The following is a 26,721-nucleotide window of genomic DNA, read 5'->3' as shown; positions in this document are numbered from 1 at the left end:
ATAAGCAAAAAATGAACCTTTCCCAATTGGAAAAGGTTGCAGTACAATCCTTATTCGTCATATTATCTTATTTGTGAAATCGTGTCAAACTATGCGTTATTATAGTAAGCTTTGTTGAGCTTGCCGTATTAATCGTTTAGTGATCTCCCCACCCACAGAGCCATTCTCCCTTGAGGTTATATGACCCCAGCTTGACCGTCCATGATTCGAATATCCTCCAACCTGTCCTAGATCAGAGGCAAATTCAGTATCCGTTCCAGCCAGTCCACCGTATCCACCTACCTGTAGTCCGAACTCCGCAGCAATTTCATATTTCATCTGATCAATCATCTGACGACTTTCCGGCACAACGGTTCGATTGTTCCTTGCCATTATAATAAGCACCTCCTGTATGATGATCCTACAAGAGTATTATTAGCATGATGATTGGAATTACACGTATAAAAGATTGCTACTACTGGCAATAATAAGGGATAAGTATTATTGAATGCTATATCCACCGCGTACCATAACAACTAAACCGTATTTCTGTCCATCTTGAACTGTAATACCACGGCCATCTCTTGGAAATGATAATAGATGATTCGTAACAATCGCTTGTCCATTTACAATATCCTTACCATCAGTTAAATCTGCTACACCATTGGCATCTAGACTATAGATTATCGCTTTACCATTACGAACAATAAATTCAGCTCCTGCTTCTGCGATGAGCTTCTCACCTGGTTTCACGTCGACGATGACAACGGCGTTACTTGTACTCACAGCACCATTATTTGGTGGATTCGTAGGTACTGTAGGTGCTGGCGTAGGTGTCGTAGTTCCACCACCCAATACTTTTTGAATTTGTTGATCCACATAGCTCTTGGTAACGACGGGGTCATCGGATGTACCGGGTTGACCGGTGCCACCAGCACCGCTGGCTGTGGTATTAAGTAGTGAGCCTAGCCATACTCCTCCAATGATCAACACTGCCGTACTTAGAATTTTCCAAGTTTTATTCATGATGGTCCTCCTATTTTTATTATACTATCTCATTTTTAAGGATAGGGGTTTTAAATAAAAGAAACAAGCCTTTGATAGATTAGATTTAGATTTTTCTTGTCCAAGTTCACTTCATTTCAATGTTTATGTCTATTTCCAATTACAACTGGAAAAATGACAAAACAAAAAGAAGAGAACATTGTTCTCTTCTTTTTGTTTTGTTAATTAAGATTATTACGGTCTAACAGGAACCACTACAGTATCTTTATCTGAATCAGCAATCACATTACCAGCTAAGTCTTTAACACGTTTAGCGTCTTTAACCTCTACACGATAAGCAGTAGGTTTCTTTCTATCAACATTATCATGCAATTCGATAGTAACTACCTTGCTTCCATTTACAATTACAGCATAATCTGTTGCAGCATCTAGAACTTTATTGTCAGAGATACGAGTGATTTTGTAATCACTATTGTTCAACAGAACACTACCTGAGTCCCTAAGAACCTCGGAGTAAGCAATAGTAATTGATTCATAAGTGGCACCACTAACTGTAGTATACAATCCTTCAGTCATAACCTTCGGAGCTACAGCATCTTGAATTTCACTTGTTCCAATTATACGATTATCCACTCCATGAGCTCTATCCCCAGCAATGGTAGTCATACGATTGAAATCAACAGCTACAGTTACAAGATCACCATCAGTAGGAAGGTCATTCGCCAAGTTGATCGTAACAACATTCGAGCCATCAACATCAATACTATTGATAGTTTGCGCTACACCATCTTTGTTAACAACCAATGCACCGGAATTTACTTGGTTAATACCAGCAGAGAACTTAATTTGAAGTGTCTTTTGGTCAACCAATTTCGCTACTTTATTCGCAGCATAGTCATTGCTAAAGCGCTTTGTTTCAAATACTGTGTTTGCATGCGTTTCAATTATACGCCCCTCAGTCTGTTCTGTGAATTCTTGAAGGTAGTTACCAGCAGCATCCTTAAGTCCTAGAACTTGCAAGTGACTTACATTTGCAGTTGAAGAATTTCCGGATAATGGTGCAAATTTAGTGATTTTACCATTAATTGTTTCAGCAAGCGTAATAGATACCGCAGTTGCATCTTGCATTGGGGAAATATCAGCATTAGTAGTATTCAATACTTGTTGTGATCCATTGATTGTTACTACGTAATTAGAGTAATTAGTCAAGGACTCAACATCCATTACTTTGTCGAATTTGATAACAACACGACGGTCATTTACATTAACAAGAGAAGAACTGATTTTTGGAGCATCAACATCTGATGATAGTACAGCCCCACTAAAATCAAGCATAGTGTTTTGAAGTTTTGTGTTGTCTTTCACGTTCTTAATAGCAATTGTATTATTACCTGCAGACAATTTTGAGTAGAGATTAACCAATACAGCTTTAGAATTGGTAGGATCAATGTCAGCACTTTGTACAGAAATTACTTTACCGTCTTTGTTAGTTACTGTGTAGTTCTTAGTATCTCTCGCACTAGCAGCCAACAACGGTTTAGTGAATACAACTTTAATTTGATCGTATGTTACAGCAGTTACTTTAGCTACTTCTGGACGAACTTGATCAATTACAGGAGTAACGATCACGCTTGTTCCAGATGCAATAGTATTTCCAGAGTAATCCTTCACGTTTTCAACGAAAACAGCAACTGATCCTGTTGGAAGAGATTTCTTTTCTGCATCAAAGAAGAATTTATACTTGTTATCAGCCAATCTCAATTTGCTATCAGCTGTTTTCTTATCTGTACCTGATTTCCAGAATACATTGCTAGCCGATACTGTAGCATCGTCTACATCTTCAGAGAATGTGATTGTCACAGTTTCCAATGTAGCTGTAGCTTCAGTAATTGTAGGAGCATCTTTATCTTCTACAACAGTGAACTCATGAGTTGAACTCAAGGAAATAAAGTTAGCATAGTCTTTAACACCAGTAACAACCAATTTATGATCGCCTACAGCCAGTGCAGTCGCGCTGTATGGAGTCAAGATTGCAGATCTGTTATTTGCACCAAGATCAACTTTACCGTAATACTCTTTACCATCCAAAGTAAAGTTACTTTGTTTCAAATCGTTAATTGGCTCGCTGAACACAACCTTAACAGATTTAGTTCCCAAAGACTTAATGGATTCTACTACTGGAAGAACATTATCAACCGTAGTGAATTCAAATAGATTTGCACTAATTACTTTATCCCCAGCTTTAACGTTAGCTACAGTCAAGGCATCAACCTTGTTGTTTGCTAAAGTTGATTCCAAGTTAATTGTAGCAGACTTTTGGTCATCAGCTAGTATTACTGATTTGATAACTTTACCTGATTTCAAAGTATAGTTACTCACTTCTTCAGCAGATTCAGCATCAACAGTACCGTCAAAAGTTACTACAACTTCCTTCAGGTTGCTAGCAGATACGCTTGCAACTTTGGTTGCAGTAGTTACATTCAATGCTGCTTCAGCTGCAAATGCTGCTTCTACTAACAATGAACGTTTTGCATCAGCTTGAAAATTTAGGTCTTTACTGATAAATCCAGCTTTGATTGCTGCTGCAACATAACCCTTAGCCCATTCACTGGCAGTATTGTCTCCAGTTACAGGAACTTCAAGCTTCATTGCATTAACTAGAATCTTAGCCAATTCCTCAACACTTACATTTTTCTTTTGTTCGAACAACTTTTTAGTTAGATCTGTACCTTCCATAATACCAGCAACAGTTACTGCTTCGATGTATGGTGCAGCCCAGTTCTTAGGATTGTCGTAGCCTGCATCTTTATAAGAATGAATGCCAGTCACTTCTGTCAATCCTGCAACCTTAGTAATAACTTTTGCAAATTCAGCACGAGTCATTTCTTTGTCAAGGCCAGCAGTACCATCTGGATATCCACTGAAAATACCTTTTGCTTTCAATGCATCATACTTGTCTTGTGTTGATAGAGTGTCTCCGAACGCTACAGATGCAAACATTGAGAATGCCATTGCTGTAGATAGTGCTACTGATAAAATTTTCTTCATAACCTTTTTGTCTCCTCCTTGGGAATACATAACATTATTATTTTTATTTTCATAGAGTGGGCTCGTATTACTCATTTGTCGTTGCACCCCCTTTCTCGAGTTGAGCAAGTAAATATAAATGATGTCTGTGACGGGTATCACAGAAACTGGTAAACAGAAATTGGCAAATATAGACTAGCATCCAATCCTACAATAAGTATTATACATTGGGTCCAAGTTGCCGTAAAGCTAAATTTTCTAATTCATAGATAATTTTCTTTATTCGGGTACTATTGGGTAACTCCCCTTGCTGAATGCTTATAACTCTTAGACGCATGAGTTTCTAAAAAGTTGCACCTTTTTTAAAAAAAAATCATTTTTGTTACTAAATTAGCTGTAATCGTATGAATACATAAATAAAAATCCCTATTCTTGCTATAAAGACAAGAAAAAGACGCCCTTCGGCGCCTTTTGCACTCCGTGATTCCATATTAACTATTACAAAATTGTTACCGGATTTTCATCGACAATTGAATAATCTGAGCTCTCTTTTCAGGACTGCTATTGAGGCTCTCATACATTTGTTCAATCGACTGCTTATTCTCTCGATAGGTCTTCTCATGCTTCATCGTAACATGTGACCATGCAATAAGGTTATTCTCTGCTGTCTTCAATTCATTGTAGGCATCATGGAAGCCTGTCTCGAGAACGAGCCCTTCCATCACTTCCTGAGTAACCTCTGTTGTCTTACGAGTCAATTCAATTTTCTGTTCCATCACACTAGCTCTATTCTCAAAAACCGTCTTTGCCTTCATATAATCGATCTGAGCTTTAGAATAGATTGGTTTCATTAGTAACGTTCACCCTCTAGAAAAAGTTAAGTTCTTAGACATTGTAACGTAAAACAACCTAAATTACAAAAAGATGTAATTGGAAAAGAGAGCCCTTCCCTACATTAATAATGGAGGTAGGGCTCTCTTTAAAGACTAACTTAGATTTTTCGGGAAAATTTTAGTGCTCTTCTTTAGAAGTTCTACAGCAATTTTAGCAGCTTCTGCCCTAGTCATATTGGACTTCGGATTGAAGTTATATGATGGTTTCTTCTGCCCCGCCGCTGTCACTGCTGATCCAGACATAATACCAGCCTTCGTAACAGCTTCAATTGAAGCAAGTGCATAAGCATCAATTTTACCTGAATCTAAGAATGACTTAGCCACGTTATCCTTTAACTTCTGATCGGTAACAGCCAGTTTCAATTTAAGTGCACGAGCAATCATCACTGCTGCTTGCTCACGTGTAATCGGTTGATCTGGTGCAAAGATACCATCTGTAAGACCTGTAACGATACCTGCTCTTGTTGCTGTTTCAATATGCGCATAATCCCAAGTCGTCGAACTCGCTCCCGGCACAAGATCAGCAAAGGTTTGTTTGCCATCATAATTCAATGGCAAGCTTAAACCCTTCACAAGCAATGTTGCGAACTCGCCTCTTGTCGTTTGGTCATCTGACCCAAATTGTTCAAAACGTAGATTATTCATGAATCCCTTAGCATATAACGCATTTAGAACATTTCGTGCCCATTGATGGTTTGTTATGTCGGAATATCCACGACTCATCTTCATCACCTTATAATAACCAAACTCATCAAATGGGACGCTTACGGTGTGTTTCTTCGAATCCACTACTCCACCGATGTTCTCCCATTGTCGATTCGCATTATAACGGAATACAGTAATCGTATATCCAGCTTCATCTACAACGTTCGCATTATAGGCAAGCGTCAATGTTCCCCGCTGAGATGGTGTGATTTTACGTTCTGCTGGAGTCTGACGATCTCCAAACAAAGCATCAACAGAATATGGTGCCAAACCGTTGGTAGCTGGCAAATAACCTACAGAAGTCCTATCTCCCAATTCTCCTAAACCACCGCTAATCCAATATACATCGGACACATCCCCGAAGTTTTTTGTTTTTACGGTTGAACCAAAGTTCATTAAGAGTTCATCAGGAATACTCCAAGATATCGCTCCACTCACTTCTCCTGTTCCAGGGAAGCCAATAATATTACCGTAATCGTTACGACGTTCCACAACTCCAGTGATTGGTTCCGCTATTCCAAAAAGTAGCTTTGTTTCTGGATAGTATTTGTTAATTCCCCTAACATCTTTACTCTGCATTACCGTTCCCTTAGGGAATGATAATTCAAGCTTTTTATTAAATACACTATACTTCGTATTTACTTTAGGTGCCATGTACTGCGCATCAACAGCTACAGTTCCAGTATAGAATACTTCTATCGTATCCGTATTGGTAACAGCACCACGTATGATTTGAATTTTGATCTTTGTAGATTTATCTTGCTTCAATCCTACATAATCTAGTACAAAGCGGTTATCTCCCAAATCGGGACGCTTCACAGCTTCCTCTTTATCTATAATAACCGACGTTGCACCCTCCGCCTCAATATCGAAATGAACAAAGTTCTTGTTCACAACATACTGATTACCCACCGTTGGTTGAGGCGAAATCAAGCGATAAGAACTCTCTTCCCTTACTAGTTCAAGGCGCTGACTTGTTTTGGCACCTGTCTCATTAATAAGTTCTAATGTATAGACATGCGTTCCAGGCATATCCGTCACCAAATCATGTATTCTCATGATGAAATCTTTCTGATTCCCTGCGAAGTCGTAGTTATACTTACCCGAAGGTGTAACTGTCACATTACCTGTTGAGACACTCGGAATATCAACAGATAATATATTCTTAGTACCTAAATTTAGATTGGCTTTAATAGCCCCGCTGCCTCTTAGCACTAGATCATATGTCTTTAAACTCGTTGTATACTTATAGTCTTTATAAATGAAATCAGGTGTTAAGTTGAATATTTTAGGTAGTTGCTCATTATCTGAAGCAAAATCTCTCGGCGGGAACGTTACGCGATCCTTACCGACAGCAGGTTGGAAGTTCGTAATGGCTGACACATTCTGATCTACAATGTAAATACGTAATTCTTTCTTCACTTCACGGGTCTTTCCATCAGTGTCCGTTCCTGTTCCTGTGAATATAATCCGGTTCTCTCCAAAGACTAACGGACCCTTTTCTGCTGAAACTTCAAGATCAAAAATAAATTTACCATTATACTTCGCATTTTCGGTAATAAGCCATTCACCCAAAGTTGCATCTGAGGAAGATCTAACTTTCAATCCGTTAACAAATACTTCCCCTAAAAAATATTGACTATTCAATGTGTCAAAGTCAACATATTCGCCCTGAACAGAAAGCAAATTCGTTGCTCCTGAATCGATCGTATATGTCTGTCCATCGGAAAGATTCGCTATATAAATGTAGCTCTTTGATGCAAATGAAATTGTAGCATCCTTATAAGAATCAGAACCCGTATATTTAAAACGAACCGTCTGATTACCATTCTTGAACCCAGTAATCTTATAAATATATTGCGTATCAGATACTGTATGAACTACTGTTGATACCGAAATAGCCTCCGTGGCTAAAGGTAAGTAATTTGCAATCAATTGAACATTGGATGGTTTACTATTCGTAGTCACCATAATGTAGAAGTCACTCGAATCCAGCTTAGCCCCATTAAGTGCTTCACCCGCTGGAATAACACTAGGCTTAGTCTCGTCATATCCCTTTAAATATTTCAGATCTTTAATCACAGTCTGTCCCTGCATGTACTGAAAATCAATTCTCTTACTTATTGTCTTCGTCCCGTAGGTCACTGAAAGGGTGTGTCTTTGATCTTTCACAACAGTTGTTCCATCAGCTTCCAATTCAAAATCAAGAGGATCAACTTCAAATGTCACCAGTCGATAAGATGGCGTATTCTGCGTAATTCCTGGTATGAAGATTTCAGCACCAGGAACTGTAGTCAATTTACCTGCAGAATCAATCGTAATTCCCTCGTAAAACTTCAGATTAATAGTTGCATTAGTCGTCCCTGTTTTTAGCCCTATAATAGCAGAGCCATCAAAAGGAGTATTGAGATTATCCTGAACCAACATCTGAGCATATATCTTAGCATTCGTTGTATTCTCCGTATACGTAGGCACTACATTAAGTACACTTTGAGCAATATTATCAGTACCAACCAAATACAATCCTACAATTGGATTCTTCTCATCATAATAATACAGAGAATAATTAAAGGTTAGAGTATCTGATGCATTCTGTACGATTAACTTAAGATCATTCACCCCAGGTTCAAGCTGTAATTGCGGTGTAAAAAACGTTCCGTCTTGTAGTAATGATGTTGCTAGCGCAGCTTTTCCATTAACAGCGACCGTTACTTTCGTCGCGTTTAATGCTTTACCTTCTAGCGTAATCTCATCTGTCGGAACAACTACTTGAGCTCCTTCATTTAGATTAAGCTTGTCTGCACCCCCAAGAATCATAAGTTTCTCAACATATGGCACTTGGTCAAATAGAACATAAAACGTCTCGGAGCGATCATTCAGTCCCTGCGATCCTGAAAAGGTAACTTTGTTCATCCCAGGATACAAGGTTGCTTTAGCTGAGAACCGGTTGTCTGGTCTATCCACATCCAGTTGCATCAAGCCCGGGGTCACATGAGTTGGATCTTCTGTCCATACGCTGTCTTTAGGGACCCAGTTCAATTGTTGAATATTAACGCCTAGACTAGAACCTGTCACCTTCGTGAATGTTCCTGTAATCGTCAAATCTGAGTCAGTAACATGGTATACATTGTCTCTCGAGATAATCTCTGAAAATGTACCACCTGGTTTCGCTTCTGGTCTCAGTGTCAGTGCTACAGTATCTTTAAGAGCCCCAATATCCGGAGTAAAATAACTGGTGGCCACATTGGCCGCCGACGCAGTAGGCATACCCCCTGGCTGAACTATAGATACGAGTAATGTTAATAAAAGCATCCAAATGAATGGTTTCTTGATACGTTGCATGTAATAAATCTCTCCTTTTTTGTTCATATTAATTACTTTATCGGTCTAAACAGCATAAAATTGAAGAACAATAACATAAAAACCCTATATACCTAAATTTCTAGGTATATAGGGTTTCCTTTTTCTAACATAAGAATGTTCGATTCTACATATACAGTTACTTCGATCTCGTCCCCGCATTTTCCTTCATCCGCAATCTTGCGATGAGGTTCAGCAGTGGTTTCGTTGTTTTGCCAATTAGACCAACCACTTCAGCACCAATCTGGAGTATGAACATCATGATACAGATGACGACGAAGGTGACCCAGTTCGCATCGTAGAATGCAGCTGATGATTGAATAACTGCCAATACACCGAAGAAAGTAGCAATTCCATAAATAATGAGAACACTTTGACGGTGGCTGAAGCCTAGTTCACCTAAGCAATGATGCAAGTGCCCTTTATCAGGAGCAAATATCGGTTTCTTCTGAACCCAACGACGTACTATCGCAAAGAATGTATCCGATAACGGTACAGCGATAATAATTAAGGGTGTAATCAAGGATACTACAGCAATCTGTTTGAATCCTAACAGTGATAACATGGCCAGGCAGAAGCCTAAGAAGAGGGATCCTGAATCACCCATGAATATCTTAGCCGGATGGAAGTTAAAGAATAGAAATCCAATGATAGCTCCTAGCAGAATCATGCATAGTAATGCAATCATCATATTCCCCATCAGCAAAGACATCACTAAGATTGTCCCAATTGCAATAGCTGACACACCTGCGGCAAGTCCGTCTAATCCATCGATCAGGTTGATAGCGTTCGTCACGCCGACAATCCAGAAGATAGTGAGGGGTATGGAAATCCAACTCTCTAATGAAGAGTACGTATTATTAAAAGGTATATTTACAAAGTTCACGGATATATCAAATCCAAATACGACAACACACGCAGCTGCAATCTGTGCTACAAACTTCACTTTAGCAGATAATTGAAAACGATCATCCAATGCGCCAATCAACACGATCATGGTTCCACCGATAAGAAAGGCTTTAATGAAATTCGTATCCCTCATCGACAAGTCATTCGCTATGAACGGCAATGCCAGCAGAAGAGCTACTACAAAGGCTAAATAGATTCCGAGTCCACCCAAGCGAGGCATAATTTTCGTATGCACTTTACGGGCATCTGGAACATCCACTGCGCCTATTTTAAATGCAAATTTCTTTACTTGTGGTGTTAATATAAGTGCCAGTCCTAAAGCGACGACAAACCCTATAATCGATATCATCAAAATATTCAAAGTTCAACCTCCATTTTCTCTAACGGAATAAATTATACTCCGTCCGAAAAATAAACACCAACTCCGTATTTCAGTAGTTTTTCACCCAAATCACGCTATTTAGCCTATTTTAGCTGGATTTTGTCACGTTTCCTCTGTCCCGTAACACTTTCACTACGAATTGCGGTAATGCAAGCATTCTTCGATACCTTGTTGGCTCACTTAACAGACGATATAACCACTCTAATCGAAGTTTCTGGAAGATCATCGGTGCACGTTTGGTTTTACCTGAAATGATGTCAAAGCTTCCTCCAACTCCCATCATAACCGGAACAGCAAGCTGAGCCTTATGTTTCGCAATCCAAGGTTCCTGCGTGTCGGCGGATCGAGCCACGAAGAGGATATCTGGCGTAGTCGCTCTAATCTGTTCAACCACCACTTCATCTTCCTCTGGACCAAAGAAACCATCATGATATCCAACAATTTCCACACCTAGATACTGCTGTTGCAGTCTGGATGCAGTCTCCTTAATGACTTCTGCTGTTGAGCCAAGTAAATACACTCTCCAACGATAGTTTTCTCCTGTTCTCATTAATTCATGTAACAGGTCATAACCTGCCACCCGTTCTTGAACGGGTTCCCCACCCACACGAGCGGCCCATACCACGCCTGTCCCATCGGGAACGATGAATTCGGCATGCTTCATAACCGACATATACGTAGCACTCTTTAGTGCCGTCATAATCATAATGGGATTGGCTGTAATAACCTGATGTGGGGTCCGAGATGTAATGACTTCCGTTAAATACTGAATGGTGTCGTCCATTCCCCATTTGCTTACGTGAATTCCGAATATAGGAACTGTTGGTACTTCTTTTAATAATGTCTTATTCATGTTATCACCTTACTTGCTATATATTCAACAATACGCTTCGCAGGGGTTGAAGCTTCCTGCTTCAATTGATCAATCTGTACTGCATGAACTTCACGCCAAGCTTCTTCATGAAACAATAGTTGTTCCAGCGCAGAAGCTAACTTATCTGCATCCAAGGATGACGTATCCCCCACCGGTTGAAGTTCCAACCTCTGAAGGAAATGATCAATCTTGGGATCATAGGAAATACCGATCATCGGCACTTGTACATTTGCGGCATAGATCAAGCTATGAAGTCGCATTCCAATAATAATCTGGCACTTGCTAATCTCCTCTAGCATGTCCTGCGGAAGAACAATGTCTGAACATAAGCTGACACGACTTCCTTTTGACGCGACGTCACCAAGCAGATCAATCATGAACTGTGATGCTTCAACATCAGATGGGAGATGGAACGGGAGAAATCTGACATGAAGAGGTTGTCGCGTCATCACCTGTTGTAATCCTTCAACGATCTTCACAAGTTCCTTTCGATCTTTCTCCCAATAACGAATGGAAATCCCAATTATCGGTAATTCCTCATGATTCATCGCATCAACATCGTTCTGAACGTCTGTATTAGACAGCATCCGATCATTCCTCAGTTGTAATCCCATCACCGGATCAGGAACGACATCTATGATGCTTCCTTGCACCCCCATCTGCTGAAGTAACTCAGAAGACTCATGATCACGAACTGAAATATACGCACATTGATTAAATACCGATTTAATCATCGGATGGAACATCCCCCGACTCACAGGACCCACTCCCTGAGAATAAATAAATGTCGGCTTCCTCATCCATTGAGCCAGCTTAATGACACCTAAATAATAAGGGATCGTCTTAGAACCCGTAGCATCCTGAAGCAAGCTTCCACCACCACTAATCAGACCGCAGCTATTCTTAATCGCTTGTCTTACTTCACCAAGCTTCATCCGATGAACAGCTTCAACGCCGTAAGTAGACATCGTCCACTCAGGGTCAATCGATAGAACTACAGGCTGAAGCAGCAATCCTGCAACTTCAGCCTGTTCTTGTAACGCTGTTAAAATCGATTGAAGCACAGCTTCGTCCCCGCTATTATTATATCCATAGTACCCCGATATGACTATCCTTTGAGGAGTGGTGACCATCGTTTCCAACACCCTTCTGCAATCTGCCATGCCGCTATGGCAATAAGCCCAATAATAAGCCCTAATCCTAATCCAAGTAGGTCCCGTACGAGTGATATCGTAAGCGGTGTATGAATATGTGCAAATGTATCTACCATAGATAGTTGACCTATGACCGCAACGACCATCATGTAGACAGCATTACGGTATTTAATGGACATAAAGATACCTAGGAGAAATATAGGGTGCGCCATCATAAATTCCTTATTACGTGGACGGACACCGAACGTATCCTCCATCAGCGTACGGAATGTCATTTCAATCGACGTTACCGAACCACCATTACCTGTGCGGCTCAAATAATACAAGCCTACCACACCGATGATTCCGACGACTATGACACCCATTACAGTAATTCGACTGCGTAGAATTGTACCCATTTGCTGACGTAGATTCCCTCCACGATAGAGAATAACATATAGAGCTACAAGAGCAATTGGAGCAAAGTGTAGTAAGCTAACACCGCGGAATTGTTCAAGAACCATTTGATACGTCACGTTATTCAACAGTGCTACTACAAAAGGTATAGCACTCAAAGAAATAATAGCAGTCTTCACATATAGAACAAGTGTATGCGTTAAACGACGGCTTAACTTCATTTCTACATCATTGACATTCAGTTCGTTCAATTTGCGTATAGCTAGGATCATTGCGATCGTAGGTCCGCTAACCGCCACGAGCAAAGCTAGTGCCTGTTCGAACATCGTTGGTCTTAGTATAAATAGTCCAGCACTTCCGATCATCCCGATCACGAAGGCAGGGATAGTTAATAACGGAATGAAGTACGACGCTAACAACGCTACGAAGGCAACCGCACCAAGTACGACGACCATTTTCAGAATACGTTGATAGGATGAGTCTACCATGTCAAAGGCTTTCGCCTCACCGATTGTAAATCCATTGCTTTCAATCTTCTCTATCGCGTTCCCTGGTTCTACAAGACTGTGGATTAAATTATCCATTGGATCTGTAATCATCGACTTGGCAGTATTACGAATTGGTGCTGCATTCAAGTAGAATATACGTATATTACGGTCTTTACTGGCCAATGCGAAACGGTCAGCAATCTTCTCGACATCCAGATATGCGTCGGCTTCACTCAATGAATACAAGCGCACAATATTATAATCAAGCAAGTAAGCCAATTTATTCAAACCCAGTTGGGGTTTCTTCAAATTCTCGATGGCTACAACACCTATTCCATGCTCCTTAAGAAGCTCAGCAAAGGCATCCAAACTATTCATATCAGCATGATCATTGTACCCTTTGACGGATTCACCTTCAAAAAGAATACGCGTTACCCCTTCAGAGGCATAATGAGATATCACTGACTTCATGTATTCCTGGTTGTAGGGAAGACTATCTCCCATTCGTGGCATAATGTTAAATCCCTTGCTACGTAGCATAGCGAACGTAATAGGATCCGATTGCATCGGCTTCATGATAGCATTCTCCAAAGGCGTCTCGATTACAAGCCCTCTTTGATCCCCATTCGTCCATGGTCTAACTACAATCTCCAGCATATCAAATGTCTCTTCAATAACAGGAGCGATTCCACTTTCATTCTCTTCATTCGTGAATGCGATATACGTGAAATTCTCATTCACGGGAATCAGTTGATTCTTCTGAGTAGCTATATCCTTACTATTAAAAAGCATAATACGCCGCGATTTCTGGAATTCGTCCAGTGTACTTTCGAACATAGCCATGGTACTGACTCCGGCATCCTTCAGCCGATCCAATTGTTCGTCAATATACTCTTGGGGATGTGCTTGTAAGACAGCTATATCCACCAAATCACGGTAATCGAAAGCGAACTCCACTTGATTCGTAGATGTCTCTGTCTGGAAGCGGTCATACGCCACAGGCATAGCGGCTACGATTCCGATTACAACCAGAATCCATAACCATTTGCGCGAAGACTTGCTCCACTGTTTCCATTTATACTGCACTACAAGTACCTCCTCATTCTCAAGCGTCAACACGTAGCATAACGACTTCAACTAACTTCGCTATCCGCTCTTTCGCATGTATTATAGTCTCTCCATGGACTGCAAAATAAACCTTGATCTTCGGTTCTGTACCCGATGGTCTTAAACAAAACCAAGAGCCATCTTCCAGCATGAACTTCAATACATTTTCTTGCGGAAGACCATCAAGTCCTAAAGAGTAGTCCAGCATTTCCTGCACTCGAACTCCGCCAACCTCAACTGGAGGTTGATTCCGCCAAGCCGCCATCGTGGATTGAATTTGTGCAAGTCCATCCTTACCTTTCAACGTGCGTGATTCCAATTGCTCTTGGAAATATCCGAATTGCTCATACAGCTCTTCCAATACCTCATATAGAGTCTTACCTTGTCCTTTATAGTAAGCGCCAGCTTCAGCAATCAGCATCGAAGCGAGCACCGCATCTTTATCCCTAGCGTAATTCCCGGCGAGGTAACCATAGCTCTCCTCATATCCGAATAAGTACGTATATTGACCTGACTCTTCATACTCTGTCATTCGCTCACCGATATATTTGAATCCAGTCAGCGTATTCACAACTTCCACTCCGTAGTGGCGTGCGATGGTTGCACCCATCTCGCTCGTTACGATCGTCTTCACTACGACACCATTGTCTGGGAGCTTCCCCGCTTCCTTCAATTGACTCAGTAGATAATGAATCATGATCGCTCCAGATTGGTTACCTGAGAGCACGACAAATTCACCATTTCGATCTTGAACAACAGCACCCATTCGATCACAATCTGGATCCGTACCAATGAGTATGTCCGCGTTCAACTCTCGCCCTAACTTCATAGCTAATGTAAAAGCTTCACGCTCTTCAGGGTTGGGAGATTTTACCGTTGAGAATTCTGCATCGGGTTGCTCCTGTTCTGGAACGACATGAACATGGGTAAATCCAATCGCTTCCAACGTCTTGCGTACAGGAATATTGCCTGTGCCGTGTAACGGTGTATAGACGATACGGAAATCTGCACCTAGTGAAGAACGAATAAGATCCGCATTGACACTATTCTGAGCAACCGTACGTACAAACGCATCATCATCTGCTTCACCAAGCCATACTAACAAACCTTGTTCTTCAGCCTCTGCTTGGGTCATTCTCTTCACAGCTGCAAAAGAACTCACCTCTTGAATGTTGCGAATGACTTGCTCTGCTTCATGTGGGACAAGCTGTCCACCTTGTGCATTATATACCTTATATCCGTTATACTCCGGTGGATTGTGACTTGCAGTGATGACAATTCCACCTGTTGCTCCCAAATCACGCACACTAAAGGACAGTTGAGGTGTCGTTCTTAGTGAAGGAAATAGCTTAGCAACAATCCCATTACCCGCAAGTACAAGTGCTGCTTCCAGCGCAAACTCAGGTGAGAAATGGCGTGAATCATGAGCAATAACAACGGATGGTTTACCCTCTGTCTGTCCATAACTTCCTACTATAAATTGTGCGAAACCTTGAGTTGCTTTACCAATGGTATAACGATTCATACGATTGCTGCCTGCACCTATAACACCTCTAAGTCCCCCCGTACCGAACTCCAAATCCTTGTAAAAGCGATCCTCTAGCTCTGTTGGGTCCTGCTCTAAACTCCGAAGCTCCTGTTTCGTTTCCTCATCGATGTAAGAATCCTGAAGCCATTTCTGGATATTATTAATGGATGGTTGAGTTAACTGTGACATCATAAAATCCCCCTTCGTTTCAACTTCATTGATTATAAAACCATACTTACGATTTAGTTGGGTCGGATAAAGCAAACATAATCTCGCCTTCTGCTACGACTTTGCCATCTACAGAAGCCTTGGCATGACCTTTACCGATACTGCCCTTTAGTCTGGTAATTTCAACTTCTAATCTCAAAGTGTCACCGGGTACAACTTGCCCACGGAAACGGAAATTATCAAGACCCGCCAGAAATCCGATCTTGCCTTTATTGCTCTCCACATTCAAAAGAGCGACAGCTCCTACCTGAGCCAACGCTTCTGTAATGAGAACACCTGGCATCACAGGATACCCCGGAAAATGACCTGTAAAGAATGGTTCGTTAATTGTCACATTCTTAATCCCTACCGCACGTTTACCTTCCTCGATCTCAATAATACGATCAACGAGCAGAAATGGTGGTCTATGAGGAATAATCTCTTGAATTTGATTCACATTTAACACAAACAAAACTCCCTTCGAATAACATTAATATGTAACGGCTATACTACTATGTAATATCCTTCATCTTCTGCAGAATGTGGAGGTTCAGATAAGGGGCTTTCTTTCGATAGGCAATTACTGCCTACTGGAGAAAGCTCTTTTGTCCAAATATAAGAAAGTATAAGTTTCACTGGACACTCTATTCCTTATATTTCCGCTGAAACGGGTGCCCTAACGTGATACGAAGTATCGCTAGCATCGAAAGCATAAGCTCTTTGCAAAAGGACGGCATTGCCGTTTCTACTTGTTAGTCCCCAATCATTATACATTTATCAGCCCAAGAAAACCACCTCTCGGTACCCTTGGTTTGAGAGTTCATATCATTCAATCATATAACCAGCAATAGCCAACTTACGCCTCCACCATCAGTCATATCACCAGCAATAGCCGCCTTCTGCCTACACCTCGTCCAATAGCTGCACGGAGTACACTTAAATCCTCTCCAAATCCTTATATGCTCATATTAGTTGCACAAAGGACATCTAGTTACTCAGAATCCTCGGCTTTTCACTATTATCCGTATTTTACCTGTACCTTTTGCAACTATTTCTCTCCGCCATACGATTCTTTCTAAAATAGGTGTACATTCTGCAACTGCTACGAACGTTTCGTCCAATCTCCATGCTTCCCGTTCTGGTTGAAGCTCCTTTTGTGAGTGCAACTTCGCTTTTTTACTATTTTCTAATAGAACAAGCAGAGACGGGTACCATCCTTTTGCAAGGATAGTACCCGTCTATGTGGAAATATAAGGAATAGAGTGTCTGGTGAAACTAATGCTTTCTTTACTTATGATGGGGCAAAAACTAGATCTAATACGTGCTTCCAAGTCTCCCAATGAAATACTTCATTTATACTGCGCTTACCGAAAACAACATACCCTACGATCATCCCGCTCATTAAGCCAATCAGCAGAAATACGGGTACCAACCATCGCAGAACAATTCTCCATGTAGGCGTTTTGGGCTTCGCAACCTTTGTAGTCTTGGTATTCTTAGTGGCTTCATTAGCTTTACTCATGGATATCTCCACCTATCCTCGCATATTGTTTGCAAGGTTCATCATCGTATCACTGGAGGTTAACGCACGAGACATCAGCTGGTATGCCCGTTGAACCTGAACCATCTCCGACATCTCAACGGTCAAATCCACATTAGATTTCTCTAAATATCCTGAGAGTAAAGATACATTCTCAGGGGCATTCTCAAGAGCAGCGCCTGCCGATATTCTAAATACATCATTTGCTGTTACACCATTAGCTAGAACAAACTTATTCCCATCAATTTGATCCAATCCTTCAGGTCTTTCTGGCTCAACTACAAAGATCTTCCCAGACAGTACTCTATCCGTTGTGCCATTCAGTACTGTCCATATATTTCCTTTATCATCAATAGCAACCTTCGCATCTGTTGGAACTTTAATTGGGGCTGGATTATCCCCTCTACTAAGGACCTTATCACCCTCGTTATTCACCAGGAGCATGGAAGACACGTCCGCTGGATCAGGAACGAAATGAAAAGCCCCTTCACGCGTATAGGCAATATTTCCGTTATTCTCTACTGCAATTAACCCATTTCCTTGAATAGCAAGATCCGTAGGAATACCCGTCTCCATCAGAGGCCCTTGCTCCCAGTTCGCTGCAACAGAAGCAGGCTTAATCCCGTATCCCACATTATAACCCAACGGAGTAGCACGATCTGCGCTCTTAAAGTCTTTATGTTGCTGTTGTATCGTAGTGAGCACGTCTTCGAAAGAACTCTCTTTACGTTTATATCCAACCGTGTCCATGTTCGCTATGTTATCTGCAATGACGTCGAGTCTAGACTGCAAACTATTTAAAGACACCATAGCACTAATTGCGGAGTTGTTCATCGTATGACCTCCTGAAAGCTTTACGAAGTAAAGCTACCTCGTAAGCAAAATCCAAGCTTTACGAAGTAAAGCTAACTTCGTAAGCATATCCTATACTCTACCGATTTCATTCACGGCCTTTTCCAAACTTCTATCATAAAACTGGATGACTTTCTGGTTCGCTTCATAAGCCCGAGCAGCTAAGTTCATTTCTACCATAGATTGGGCAGAGTCTACGTTGGACCGTTCCAAATATCCCTGACGCACGGCAACATTATCTTCTGCTGCAATTAACCGAACATCCGCTGCTTCTAAATTATCTATCCGGTACACGCCATTTCCTTCTCTTACCATTTCATAAGGCTTGTTAACTACGCTAATGGCTAAAGTTACCCCGGTCTCTTCACCCGTAGCCGTATTCATCATTCTACCTTGTCCATCTATTTTAAGTTGTTCTACCGTCCCATCTACGATGATCGGCTGGTTATTGTTATCCATCACAAGGAATCCGGTAGAAGACAGTAACTGACCCACAGCATTTACTGTGAAGCTCCCATTACTAGTGTACCTTGTCTGTCCTTCATTATCCTGTACGGTGAAGAAAGCTTGTGACTGATACATTATATTTCCTTCATCATCCACATATTTACCATTATCATCAAATGCTATAGGTTGTCCCGTAGCAGGGTCATTGGTTTGGAGATTAGATACAATTGCAAAGTCCGTCGGCTTGTCACTCTGCGTTACATCTCCCTGTAAGAACATCGAGAGACTTTCCTCCATAAACACTCCTGTATTTAGCTTGCCCAGCTTACGATTACTAATATTAGGATCCCCACCTTGGATGGACACAAGCGCTTCCGGAAAAGAACGTGCAGCAGTATTCACCTGTTTGTATCCAGGCGTGTTAATGTTAGCTATATTCTGTGTTACTGTATCATGTCGACGTTGTTGTGTCACCATACCCGCAGCGGCCGTATAGAGTCCTCTTAACATAAGGTTAACCCCCCTTTGATTCGTTCTTAATATTTATCGGTCAATTAGAAGTTTTTCTTAATAACCCGATCTAAATTGTCGAGCATAATACCCGTTCCCTTCACAACACAGTGCATAGGATCCTCAGCTATTAGTACTGGAACACGTAGCTCATCGGACAATAATTCATCTAACCCGTTCAATAATGCTCCTCCACCTGTGAGGATCACTCCACGGTCTATGATATCTGCTGACAACTCCGGTGGTGTTCGTTCTAATACGGATTTCGCTGACAACACAATAGCAGTTATCGCATCTAATAACGCCTCCTGCACTTCACTAGAATAGATAGTAAGCGTTAAAGGAAGCCCTGTTACCATATCTCGTCCACGAATATCCATCTCCGCCTTATTTCCGCCTGGACGTACAGATCCAATGTTCACCTTGATGTCTTCAGCTGTACGTTCTCCTATAAGTAACTTATATTTATTCTTTATGTACTTAGAGATAGCCTCGTCAAACTTGTCCCCTGCTACTTTAAGAGAAGAAGCGGTAACGATGTCGCCCATAGAAATGACTGCGACATCTGTCGTTCCGCCACCGATATCGACAACCATATTGCCACTCGGCTCATATATATTCATACCGGCACCAATCGCTGCCGCTTTAGGTTCTTCTTCTAAGTATACTTCTTTAGCACCGCTATGCTCAGCAGCTTCTCGAATAGACTTTTGTTCCACGGATGTGATATCCGTTGGAGTACAAATAAGGATACGAGGGCGACTATACCAGGTACGTCCCCCCACACTGTCGATGAAATATTTAAGCATCATTTCTGTCACTGCAAAGTCGGCAATGACTCCATCACGCAATGGACGAATCGCAATAATATTGCCCGGAGTACGTCCAATCATGCGACGTGCATCTTCACCCACAGCAAGAACCTTTTTGGTATCCCTTTCAATGGCAACAACCGAAGGTTCGTTTAATACTACTCCCCGCCCTTTAACGTGAATGAGCACATTTGCCGTGCCTAGATCTATTCCAATATCCTTACTTAACATCATGAAAGGGCCCCCAAAGTGTTATTTTATGGTGAATAGAGATGTCTAACGTGTCTATCTTCTGCATTCGACAATAAGCCACAATATCCCTGCATTATCGAATACTTTATGATTACACAATTCGACTCCATACCATCTTTTAACATATCATACTTCAGGGGAAGTATTCAACGGGAATTGTCAGTATTCTAATAAACTTATGATTTTGCAGTGCCTACGGTCTCTCTTTTTTGACTGTTTGTTTTTTTATACTTAATTTTGGTCGCTTCTCCTCCTCTAAGATGCCGGATAGATTTGTGATACTCGAGAATATTCTTGACTTGATCCGCCAGTTCCGGATTAATCTCCGGTAGCCGCTCCGTTAAATCTTTATGCACTGTGCTCTTCGATACGCCAAATTCCTTGGCAATGGTTCGGACCGTGTTCCTAGTCTCCACGATACAACGTCCAATCTTGATGGTCCGTTCCTTAATGTAATCGTGCACGCCCCCGCCTCCCTACTGTGGATGGTTTGGTACATTATATGAGGGGCGTGCCTATATATTCACAGTTTAGCAACATGACAAGCTTCATTACGCTCATTTATTTTATGGACATGTTGTGTTTAACCAACGTGCTAAGCACCAAACGAACAGGGTTTCCCCTGCCAGTTTGGTGCTTAGCATACTTTCGCTTTCAAGAAATAAAGTTTATATTTCTCACTGGATGGAGTATGAAGTTCATACCCATCTCTTCCCATGCATCATAATAATAACCTGTGTATCAAGTCCGCCGTTTTAAGTTCTTGTTATTTCGGAGGAAGTACTTCCGCTGGGTTGACCAAGTTACCACTATTATACACTTCGAAATGCACATGGTTACCAAGATCACTTTCCATCTCGGAGCGTCCGGCGCTTGCGAGTACGTTTCCTTGAATGACCTCATCACCAACCTTCACTTTAGCGTCGGTTACACTTTGGTATACGGTCTTCAAATTTCCTGAATGAGTGACCTCAACGACAGTTCCCATTAATGGGTGTAATTCCACACGAGTTACTTTGCCACTTAGTGCTGCTTTAACTTCGAACGATTTGTTATCCTCACGAGCTAGATCAATACCATTGTTCGTTACAGAAATATCATTGTATTGAACCATAGCTTCCTGATGATTCTCCTTGGTACCCGACGGATCATAGAAAGGCTTTACAACATTCACTTCTTTGGCGTTAGCTACAGGCCATGTCATACTTTCTGCCTTTGCAAGAACTTCTAATGCTTCAGGATCTCCCTTGTCCATACCCACGACTCCAGAAACTTGAGAGACAGCGCCTTCTGATACAGTAGTGAGGTCTTTAGTAAGTGATTTCTGACTGGCATCCTGATAGACCCACACTAAGGTTAGTATAATTGCTGCTGCCGCCATGTAGGCTGCTGGATAAACCCACCTTTTCGACAGCAGCTTTTTCCATGCAGACGGTTCATCAACCGGTGCTCCTTTAAATGGTTTAGGAGTTTCTCCATGGTTTTGATTTTTGTTTTGTTCATTCATAGTTATCACCTCTGTAATCATTGTTACCGAGATGAAGTCTTTTATACCTTCTCTATATATTATTTTTTGGCGAGTAGTTTAGTAACTTGTTGAAATTCTATCCCCGTATAGTAGTGTTCGAGAATCTGAGTAGCTGTATATCCCTCTTGAGCCATCCCATTCGCTCCCCACTGACTCATTCCTACGCCATGCCCGTTCCCATACGTGGTGATAACAATATCATTCCCTGCATCCGCCCAAGAGAACTGGCTCGAGCGTAGTCCAAGCTTCTCTCGAACCTCACGACCACTAAACGTAACTCCCCCGATACTCAGTTCTTTTATACGATTTCCTTGTGTAGTTGAGAGTATACGAATAAGAGAGTCCAGAGAATACTCTCCTTGTTTGTTCTTGAGTGTGGCTACAGCTAGCTTGGAAAGTCCCATTTGATTCAGAAATTTCTCCTTGCTTAACTTGACAGTATCTTTATAGAACGGAGCTATTTCAATATCCCAAGGGCTTGATACACTACGCAAGTAAGGAATAGCCACCTGCCAGTAATCTTCTGAATTCTCAGTATATCCATTACTAGTGGAAAAAAAAGTTGCAGTGATCGGCTTTCCTTTATACGTCATAACTATGTTACGACTTTCCAGCACCGCACGTTGTACAGTGGCTAGCTGAGTGGCCTTACCTTGACCCTTCCACTCTTTCTCAAGTGTTTCTTTAGAGATATAAGCTTGGTGAGAGACTGTATCGGTCACATCTGCACCTTGTACAGGAACGCCACTCGTATCATTCGTTAATAGTCGTTGCACAATATAAGTACGCGCAGCAGTAGCCTGCGCCTTTAGAGACTCGAATGCAAAATCAGCAGGCATCTCTGCTGCGACAACGCCTGTCACGTAGTCTTCAAGCGGCAGAGTCTCAATCTGACCCCGTTCCGTCAAATATACCGATACCTGCGGCTCTTCCTCCTCTGCCCCTACAGTCAATACATTTAAGGGGGAAGGCGCAGGTATCGCCCCTTCTGTTGGTCCCGGAAGGGATACAGGTGGGTTATGACGAAGACTCACTACTAGCACCGGAAGAAGCATCGCCATTACTAGTAACCCTCCCATTGCTAGCAGGATGGGAGGGATCCGCCACTTGGGAGGCTTGGTCGTACGCCGACGGAAGCCGCGACTCCTCGCAGCACGCGTACGCTGCGCGTTGATGCGTCGTGTCGGGGCCAGGCGCGACATTGCAGACGCTGTTGCATCAACATCAGGTGCAAGGCGCGACAGTGTGGGCGTTGCGGGGGCGGTCGATGGATGCGTGGTATCGCACGATTCGACAATGCTCGCGGATGCCGATGAAGGTACTTTAGATAGATTGTGTGGCTCCATCGGGATTCTCATTTGCTGATCTTGCTCTTTCATAATAACGGTAAACCTCCGTTCTCTACATCATATGCCTATGGTTTCTTGTTCTATCTGTCTTATACATATGAATTTAAAAGATATGATAGAACCATTTTAGTAGAGATGGAGATTTGCTATTTATTCCAGAGAGGATAGTCACCTAAAGAAGGCATATGCTCGAACAATTCCCAACCATCTCTTCCCGCCACCACTTGTTGCACACCCTATAGCTAAGTTCCATCTAGCACACAGTCGATAGTTCCATCTCCCTCCAACCTCCAACAACTGCAGAAAGTACAACTAATTTCAGCCTATTCGCTCGATTGGTAACTTTAGTTGCACAACCTACATCTAGTTACTCAAAAAAACCTACTTTTTGCGATTCTCCATATTTTAAGTGTAAGTAATACAACTATTTCCGTCTTCTCCTACTTTTCCTCCTAAATAAGTGTACCTTTTACAGCTATTCGGCAAGCGTCGTGGATCAGATGTGTGATTGCTCGACTATATGCCAATCACGGCGAGGGAGATGCGTGGTCGTTCCACTATCCGCCAATCACTACAGCTTGGTTACTCGATCCTTCCACTGCACCCCAAACCCGGTAGCTTACGCTAGGCAGATTCATACGCATAAAAATCAAAAAGACCAAAAGATCAACCCGATTGGGCTCTTCTTTTGGTCTTTTTCACAACATAGATCATATGATATTTCATTCTAATATTAGGTTTCCATTTGAAGTCCCGTTAACTAGACCCAGGTTGGCTGAGTAGAGAAGCGTTTCACTTCGTCTTTCACTTTATGCTGAACAGCCTGAGCTTTCGCTGGCTCCAATGCAGGCTCGTCTACGCTAATGCGCCAAATATCAGCACCTAGTTTAGATAGCTTCTCAGCTAAATTAACATATCCACGATCGATATGATGTACACCACTGACCTCTGTTGTACCATTGGCTACTAGCCCGAGCAAGATTAATGCTGCACCCGCACGAAGATCCGTTGCACATACTTTAGCACCATTCAGTTTGGCTCGACCCGTAATAATAGCTGATCGCCCTTCAACCTTAATCTCAGCATTCATATGTTGAAATTCATCCACATGCATGAAGCGATTCTCGAATACCGTCTCCGTAACGACACTGGTTCCTTCGGATACAAGTAATAAGGACATCATCTGAGACTGCATATCTGTAGGAAATCCAGGATAAGGTAGCGTCTTAATATCTACTGAACGTAAAGGATGATTCGCAATAACACGAATACCATTCTCGTCCGGTTCAATCTTAACACCCATCTCTTCCATCTTGGAAATGACAGGACCCAAATGATCCGCGATCGCGCCTTCAACGTATACATCCCCACCTGTAATCGCCGCAGCTACCATATATGTACCTGCTTCTACTCGGTCAGGAATAACGGTATGCTTGACGCCATGCATTTTTTCGACACCTTCAATACGAATGACTCCCGTACCAGCGCCGCGAACTTTGGCACCCATACTATTCAAATAATTCGCTAAATCGACAATTTCCGGTTCTTTCGCCGCATTCTCTATCGTCGTTATACCCTCGGCCAAAGTAGCGGCCATCATAATATTCTCAGTAGCTCCTACGCTTGCAACATCCAAATAGATCTTGGCCCCACGTAATCTACCATTACTTTTAGCTTCAATGAAGCCTTGACCAAGACTAATCTCTGCACCGAGAGCTTCGAATCCCTTCAGATGCTGATCAATCGGTCGCGTACCAATAGCACAGCCGCCCGGTAATGAAATCCGAGTGTGACCCATACGTGCTAACAATGGACCCATCACTAAAAAAGAAGCTCGCATTTTGCGCACGTACTCATAAGGCGCTTCACAGGTTGCTATTTTCTCTGCATTCACTCGCAATACTTCGTTGTCATAACTTACTTTCACACCAAGCGATTCCAATACTTTACTAATTGTGACCACATCGTCAAGGGGCGGGGTATCGTAAATGGTACTTTCCCCTTCTTCCCCAAGTATAGAGGCAGCGATGATCGGAAGAACTGAATTCTTAGCCCCACTAATTTTAACATTTCCGATCAATCTATTGCCACCGCGGACGATAAATTTGCTCATCATGATTCCCTCCGCGTCCGTAATTTCCCTTTTTAATAACAAGACTTAATAAAATCACTCTTAATTTCCCAACTTTCATCATAGCATTGATTTTTTGACGTGTACAAGCCTTTTTTATAATTTCATCAGTTTAGAAACAGATTTAATATTCAAGTTAGTTATCATTATGTTGAAAGTTGACAATTGGTTCAAAGAAATGTATAGACTTATTCCCCCATTGTTTACATAATGATATGTTATTATTCGACACTAATGAAAGATTAAAACATGTATTTTATCATTTGGCTCCAATTCAGATAATCAAGAATAAATCCCGCCACAAAATGACCTAAAACAATTGCCAGAAGCACTTGTAATAACTTACCTTGAGTTCCCTGAGGGTTGCGAATAAATAAATCTAATTTCAGATTCTGCAATGCCCACCATGATATCCAGATACAAATAAGCGATACAACAATGGAGACAAGTCCACTCACGCCTACTACTCCAGTGACTGCACTTGATATGCTTTGATTCATATGAGTTTACCTTATCCTTTCCGGTTGCAGCTCAACGCTTTAACCCGACTCTACTATCATACTTTCCTTATGCAAAAGAATCCACTTTTGTAATCGCTTTAATTGTGACTTTTCAAAATAAAGTTGTATCTCAAGCTTTTCTGCACGATGGAATACTAAGCCAAATGTCCCAATCCCTAGTGCTTAACATTCCGTCGTGCACAAAAACAGTCAGGCTTAGGTGGCTGACTGTTTTTGTGTACAGTGATTATTTATGAATATGGGAGTGCACTTTAATCCGATTCATGGCTCTCTTCAGCGAAAGCTCTGCACGGTCAAAGTCAATATCAGCTTGATTACGCTTCTTGGCACCAATACGACGTTCTGCACGTTCTTTTGCAGCCATTGCACGTTCCACGTCGATCTCTTGCTCCAACTCAGCACTTTCGGCTAATACCACCACTTTATCTTTACGAACTTCCACAAATCCACCACTGATGCTTATGAAGGTATAGTCTTGGCCTATTTTAATACTAATCGGCGCTACCTGTAGCGGAGTTATGAATGGAATATGCCCTGCCAAAATACCTATTTCCCCTTCGATTCCACGAACAGTCAAGCCATCGACGTCACCAGAGTAGGCTAAGTGATCCGGTGTGACGATTTCCAGTAAAAAGGTGCTCATTTGTTCTCCTCCTCAAAGCTATTCGGAGAATAGCTTAGCTTACTACGAAAGCATATTATGAAAGCTCATACCGTTCAAACAGAAACGGCTAACTCGCCCTTTTCAAAGACGATACCCATCTC

The 26,721-nt window shown here is 41.8% G+C and carries 21 protein-coding genes; all 21 read right to left on the bottom strand.

Going from position 1 to position 26,721, the window contains the following annotated elements; all coding sequences use genetic code 11:
* Window positions 1–99 precede the first annotated feature (99 nt).
* Window positions 100–372 (bottom strand): small, acid-soluble spore protein, alpha/beta type, encoded by a 273-nt coding sequence (locus ACP8HI_RS25145; protein ID WP_438348832.1) that lies wholly within the window; start codon window positions 370–372, stop codon window positions 100–102.
* 108 nt (window positions 373–480) lie between these two features.
* The gene (locus tag ACP8HI_RS25140) at window positions 481–1,005 is read right to left on the bottom strand and encodes a hypothetical protein (RefSeq protein ID WP_438348831.1); all 525 of its coding nucleotides are present in this window, start codon (window positions 1,003–1,005) and stop codon (window positions 481–483) included.
* 213 nt (window positions 1,006–1,218) lie between these two features.
* The gene (locus ACP8HI_RS25135; protein ID WP_438348830.1) at window positions 1,219–4,107 is read right to left on the bottom strand and encodes an S-layer homology domain-containing protein; all 2,889 of its coding nucleotides are present in this window, start codon (window positions 4,105–4,107) and stop codon (window positions 1,219–1,221) included.
* Window positions 4,108–4,520: 413 nt separating this feature from the next.
* Window positions 4,521–4,862: a hypothetical protein gene (locus ACP8HI_RS25130; RefSeq protein ID WP_438348829.1), complete on the bottom strand. Its 342-nt coding sequence runs from the start codon at window positions 4,860–4,862 to the stop codon at window positions 4,521–4,523.
* Window positions 4,863–4,997: 135 nt separating this feature from the next.
* Entirely contained in the window at window positions 4,998–8,951 is a 3,954-nt protein-coding gene (locus ACP8HI_RS25125; RefSeq protein ID WP_438348828.1) for an S-layer homology domain-containing protein, read from the bottom strand.
* 157 nt (window positions 8,952–9,108) lie between these two features.
* Window positions 9,109–10,233, bottom strand: coding sequence for a glycosyltransferase family 4 protein (locus tag ACP8HI_RS25120; protein WP_438351988.1), 1,125 nt, complete (start codon window positions 10,231–10,233; stop codon window positions 9,109–9,111).
* A 115-nt stretch (window positions 10,234–10,348) separates the two neighbouring features.
* Window positions 10,349–11,113 (bottom strand): WecB/TagA/CpsF family glycosyltransferase, encoded by a 765-nt coding sequence (locus ACP8HI_RS25115; protein WP_438348827.1) that lies wholly within the window; start codon window positions 11,111–11,113, stop codon window positions 10,349–10,351.
* On the bottom strand, window positions 11,110–12,267 hold the full coding sequence (gene csaB, locus ACP8HI_RS25110) for a polysaccharide pyruvyl transferase CsaB (RefSeq protein ID WP_438351987.1): 1,158 nt from the start codon (window positions 12,265–12,267) through the stop codon (window positions 11,110–11,112). Before csaB ends, ACP8HI_RS25115 begins: the two co-directional genes overlap by 4 nt.
* Window positions 12,243–14,258 carry a DUF5693 family protein gene (locus tag ACP8HI_RS25105; protein WP_438348826.1) on the bottom strand — a complete coding sequence of 672 codons (2,016 nt, stop codon included), beginning with the start codon at window positions 14,256–14,258 and terminating at the stop codon, window positions 12,243–12,245. The genes csaB and ACP8HI_RS25105 overlap by 25 nt, the downstream gene beginning before the upstream one ends.
* Before the next feature lie 19 nt (window positions 14,259–14,277).
* Window positions 14,278–15,996: a phospho-sugar mutase gene (locus ACP8HI_RS25100; RefSeq protein WP_438351986.1), complete on the bottom strand. Its 1,719-nt coding sequence runs from the start codon at window positions 15,994–15,996 to the stop codon at window positions 14,278–14,280.
* A 46-nt stretch (window positions 15,997–16,042) separates the two neighbouring features.
* Window positions 16,043–16,480, bottom strand: coding sequence for a 3-hydroxyacyl-ACP dehydratase FabZ (gene fabZ / locus ACP8HI_RS25095; protein ID WP_438348825.1), 438 nt, complete (start codon window positions 16,478–16,480; stop codon window positions 16,043–16,045).
* A gap of 825 nt (window positions 16,481–17,305) precedes the next feature.
* A complete protein-coding gene (locus ACP8HI_RS25090) occupies window positions 17,306–17,536 on the bottom strand; it encodes a DNA-directed RNA polymerase subunit beta (RefSeq protein WP_438348824.1) in 231 nt (76 codons plus the stop codon).
* Between the two features lie 12 nt (window positions 17,537–17,548).
* The gene (locus ACP8HI_RS25085) at window positions 17,549–18,388 is read right to left on the bottom strand and encodes a flagellar hook-basal body protein (protein ID WP_438348823.1); all 840 of its coding nucleotides are present in this window, start codon (window positions 18,386–18,388) and stop codon (window positions 17,549–17,551) included.
* Between the two features lie 90 nt (window positions 18,389–18,478).
* Window positions 18,479–19,363: a flagellar hook-basal body protein gene (locus ACP8HI_RS25080; protein ID WP_438348822.1), complete on the bottom strand. Its 885-nt coding sequence runs from the start codon at window positions 19,361–19,363 to the stop codon at window positions 18,479–18,481.
* Window positions 19,364–19,407: 44 nt separating this feature from the next.
* Entirely contained in the window at window positions 19,408–20,406 is a 999-nt protein-coding gene (locus ACP8HI_RS25075) for a rod shape-determining protein (protein WP_438351985.1), read from the bottom strand.
* Between the two features lie 197 nt (window positions 20,407–20,603).
* On the bottom strand, window positions 20,604–20,891 hold the full coding sequence (gene spoIIID, locus ACP8HI_RS25070) for a sporulation transcriptional regulator SpoIIID (protein ID WP_438348821.1): 288 nt from the start codon (window positions 20,889–20,891) through the stop codon (window positions 20,604–20,606).
* Between the two features lie 302 nt (window positions 20,892–21,193).
* Window positions 21,194–21,934 (bottom strand): peptidoglycan DD-metalloendopeptidase family protein, encoded by a 741-nt coding sequence (locus ACP8HI_RS25065; protein WP_438348820.1) that lies wholly within the window; start codon window positions 21,932–21,934, stop codon window positions 21,194–21,196.
* A 59-nt stretch (window positions 21,935–21,993) separates the two neighbouring features.
* Window positions 21,994–23,334, bottom strand: a complete 1,341-nt coding sequence (gene spoIID, locus ACP8HI_RS25060) for a stage II sporulation protein D (RefSeq protein ID WP_438348819.1) — start codon at window positions 23,332–23,334, stop codon at window positions 21,994–21,996.
* Window positions 23,335–24,064: 730 nt separating this feature from the next.
* The gene (gene murA, locus ACP8HI_RS25055; RefSeq protein ID WP_438351984.1) at window positions 24,065–25,417 is read right to left on the bottom strand and encodes a UDP-N-acetylglucosamine 1-carboxyvinyltransferase; all 1,353 of its coding nucleotides are present in this window, start codon (window positions 25,415–25,417) and stop codon (window positions 24,065–24,067) included.
* A gap of 260 nt (window positions 25,418–25,677) precedes the next feature.
* Entirely contained in the window at window positions 25,678–25,935 is a 258-nt protein-coding gene (locus ACP8HI_RS25050) for a DUF1146 family protein (RefSeq protein WP_438348818.1), read from the bottom strand.
* Between the two features lie 247 nt (window positions 25,936–26,182).
* Window positions 26,183–26,599, bottom strand: a complete 417-nt coding sequence (locus ACP8HI_RS25045) for a F0F1 ATP synthase subunit epsilon (protein ID WP_438348817.1) — start codon at window positions 26,597–26,599, stop codon at window positions 26,183–26,185.
* Window positions 26,600–26,721 lie beyond the last annotated feature (122 nt).

This window comes from Paenibacillus sp. FA6 (assembly GCF_051550225.1).
Classification (GTDB): domain Bacteria; phylum Bacillota; class Bacilli; order Paenibacillales; family Paenibacillaceae; genus Paenibacillus_AQ.
Note: the sequence above shows the minus strand (reverse complement) of the source record. Positions and strands in the feature narration are given on the sequence as shown.

Excerpts from the sequence above, each read along its gene's own strand:
- ACP8HI_RS25135 (WP_438348830.1), bottom strand. The coding sequence starts at position 4,107 with ATGAGTAATACGAGCCCACTCTATGAAAATAAAAATAATAATGTTATG.
- ACP8HI_RS25075 (WP_438351985.1), bottom strand. The coding sequence starts at position 20,406 with ATGTTAAGTAAGGATATTGGAATAGATCTAGGCACGGCAAATGTGCTC.
- murA (WP_438351984.1), bottom strand. The coding sequence starts at position 25,417 with ATGAGCAAATTTATCGTCCGCGGTGGCAATAGATTGATCGGAAATGTT.
- ACP8HI_RS25080 (WP_438348822.1), bottom strand. The coding sequence starts at position 19,363 with ATGTTAAGAGGACTCTATACGGCCGCTGCGGGTATGGTGACACAACAA.
- ACP8HI_RS25145 (WP_438348832.1), bottom strand. The coding sequence starts at position 372 with ATGGCAAGGAACAATCGAACCGTTGTGCCGGAAAGTCGTCAGATGATT.
- ACP8HI_RS25100 (WP_438351986.1), bottom strand. The coding sequence starts at position 15,996 with ATGTCACAGTTAACTCAACCATCCATTAATAATATCCAGAAATGGCTT.
- ACP8HI_RS25115 (WP_438348827.1), bottom strand. The coding sequence starts at position 11,113 with ATGAATAAGACATTATTAAAAGAAGTACCAACAGTTCCTATATTCGGA.
- ACP8HI_RS25140 (WP_438348831.1), bottom strand. The coding sequence starts at position 1,005 with ATGAATAAAACTTGGAAAATTCTAAGTACGGCAGTGTTGATCATTGGA.
- spoIID (WP_438348819.1), bottom strand. The coding sequence starts at position 23,334 with ATGAAAGAGCAAGATCAGCAAATGAGAATCCCGATGGAGCCACACAAT.
- ACP8HI_RS25125 (WP_438348828.1), bottom strand. The coding sequence starts at position 8,951 with ATGCAACGTATCAAGAAACCATTCATTTGGATGCTTTTATTAACATTA.
- ACP8HI_RS25130 (WP_438348829.1), bottom strand. The coding sequence starts at position 4,862 with ATGAAACCAATCTATTCTAAAGCTCAGATCGATTATATGAAGGCAAAG.
- csaB (WP_438351987.1), bottom strand. The coding sequence starts at position 12,267 with ATGGTCACCACTCCTCAAAGGATAGTCATATCGGGGTACTATGGATAT.
- ACP8HI_RS25085 (WP_438348823.1), bottom strand. The coding sequence starts at position 18,388 with ATGAACAACTCCGCAATTAGTGCTATGGTGTCTTTAAATAGTTTGCAG.
- ACP8HI_RS25050 (WP_438348818.1), bottom strand. The coding sequence starts at position 25,935 with ATGAATCAAAGCATATCAAGTGCAGTCACTGGAGTAGTAGGCGTGAGT.
- ACP8HI_RS25090 (WP_438348824.1), bottom strand. The coding sequence starts at position 17,536 with ATGAGTAAAGCTAATGAAGCCACTAAGAATACCAAGACTACAAAGGTT.
- ACP8HI_RS25065 (WP_438348820.1), bottom strand. The coding sequence starts at position 21,934 with ATGAATGAACAAAACAAAAATCAAAACCATGGAGAAACTCCTAAACCA.
- ACP8HI_RS25045 (WP_438348817.1), bottom strand. The coding sequence starts at position 26,599 with ATGAGCACCTTTTTACTGGAAATCGTCACACCGGATCACTTAGCCTAC.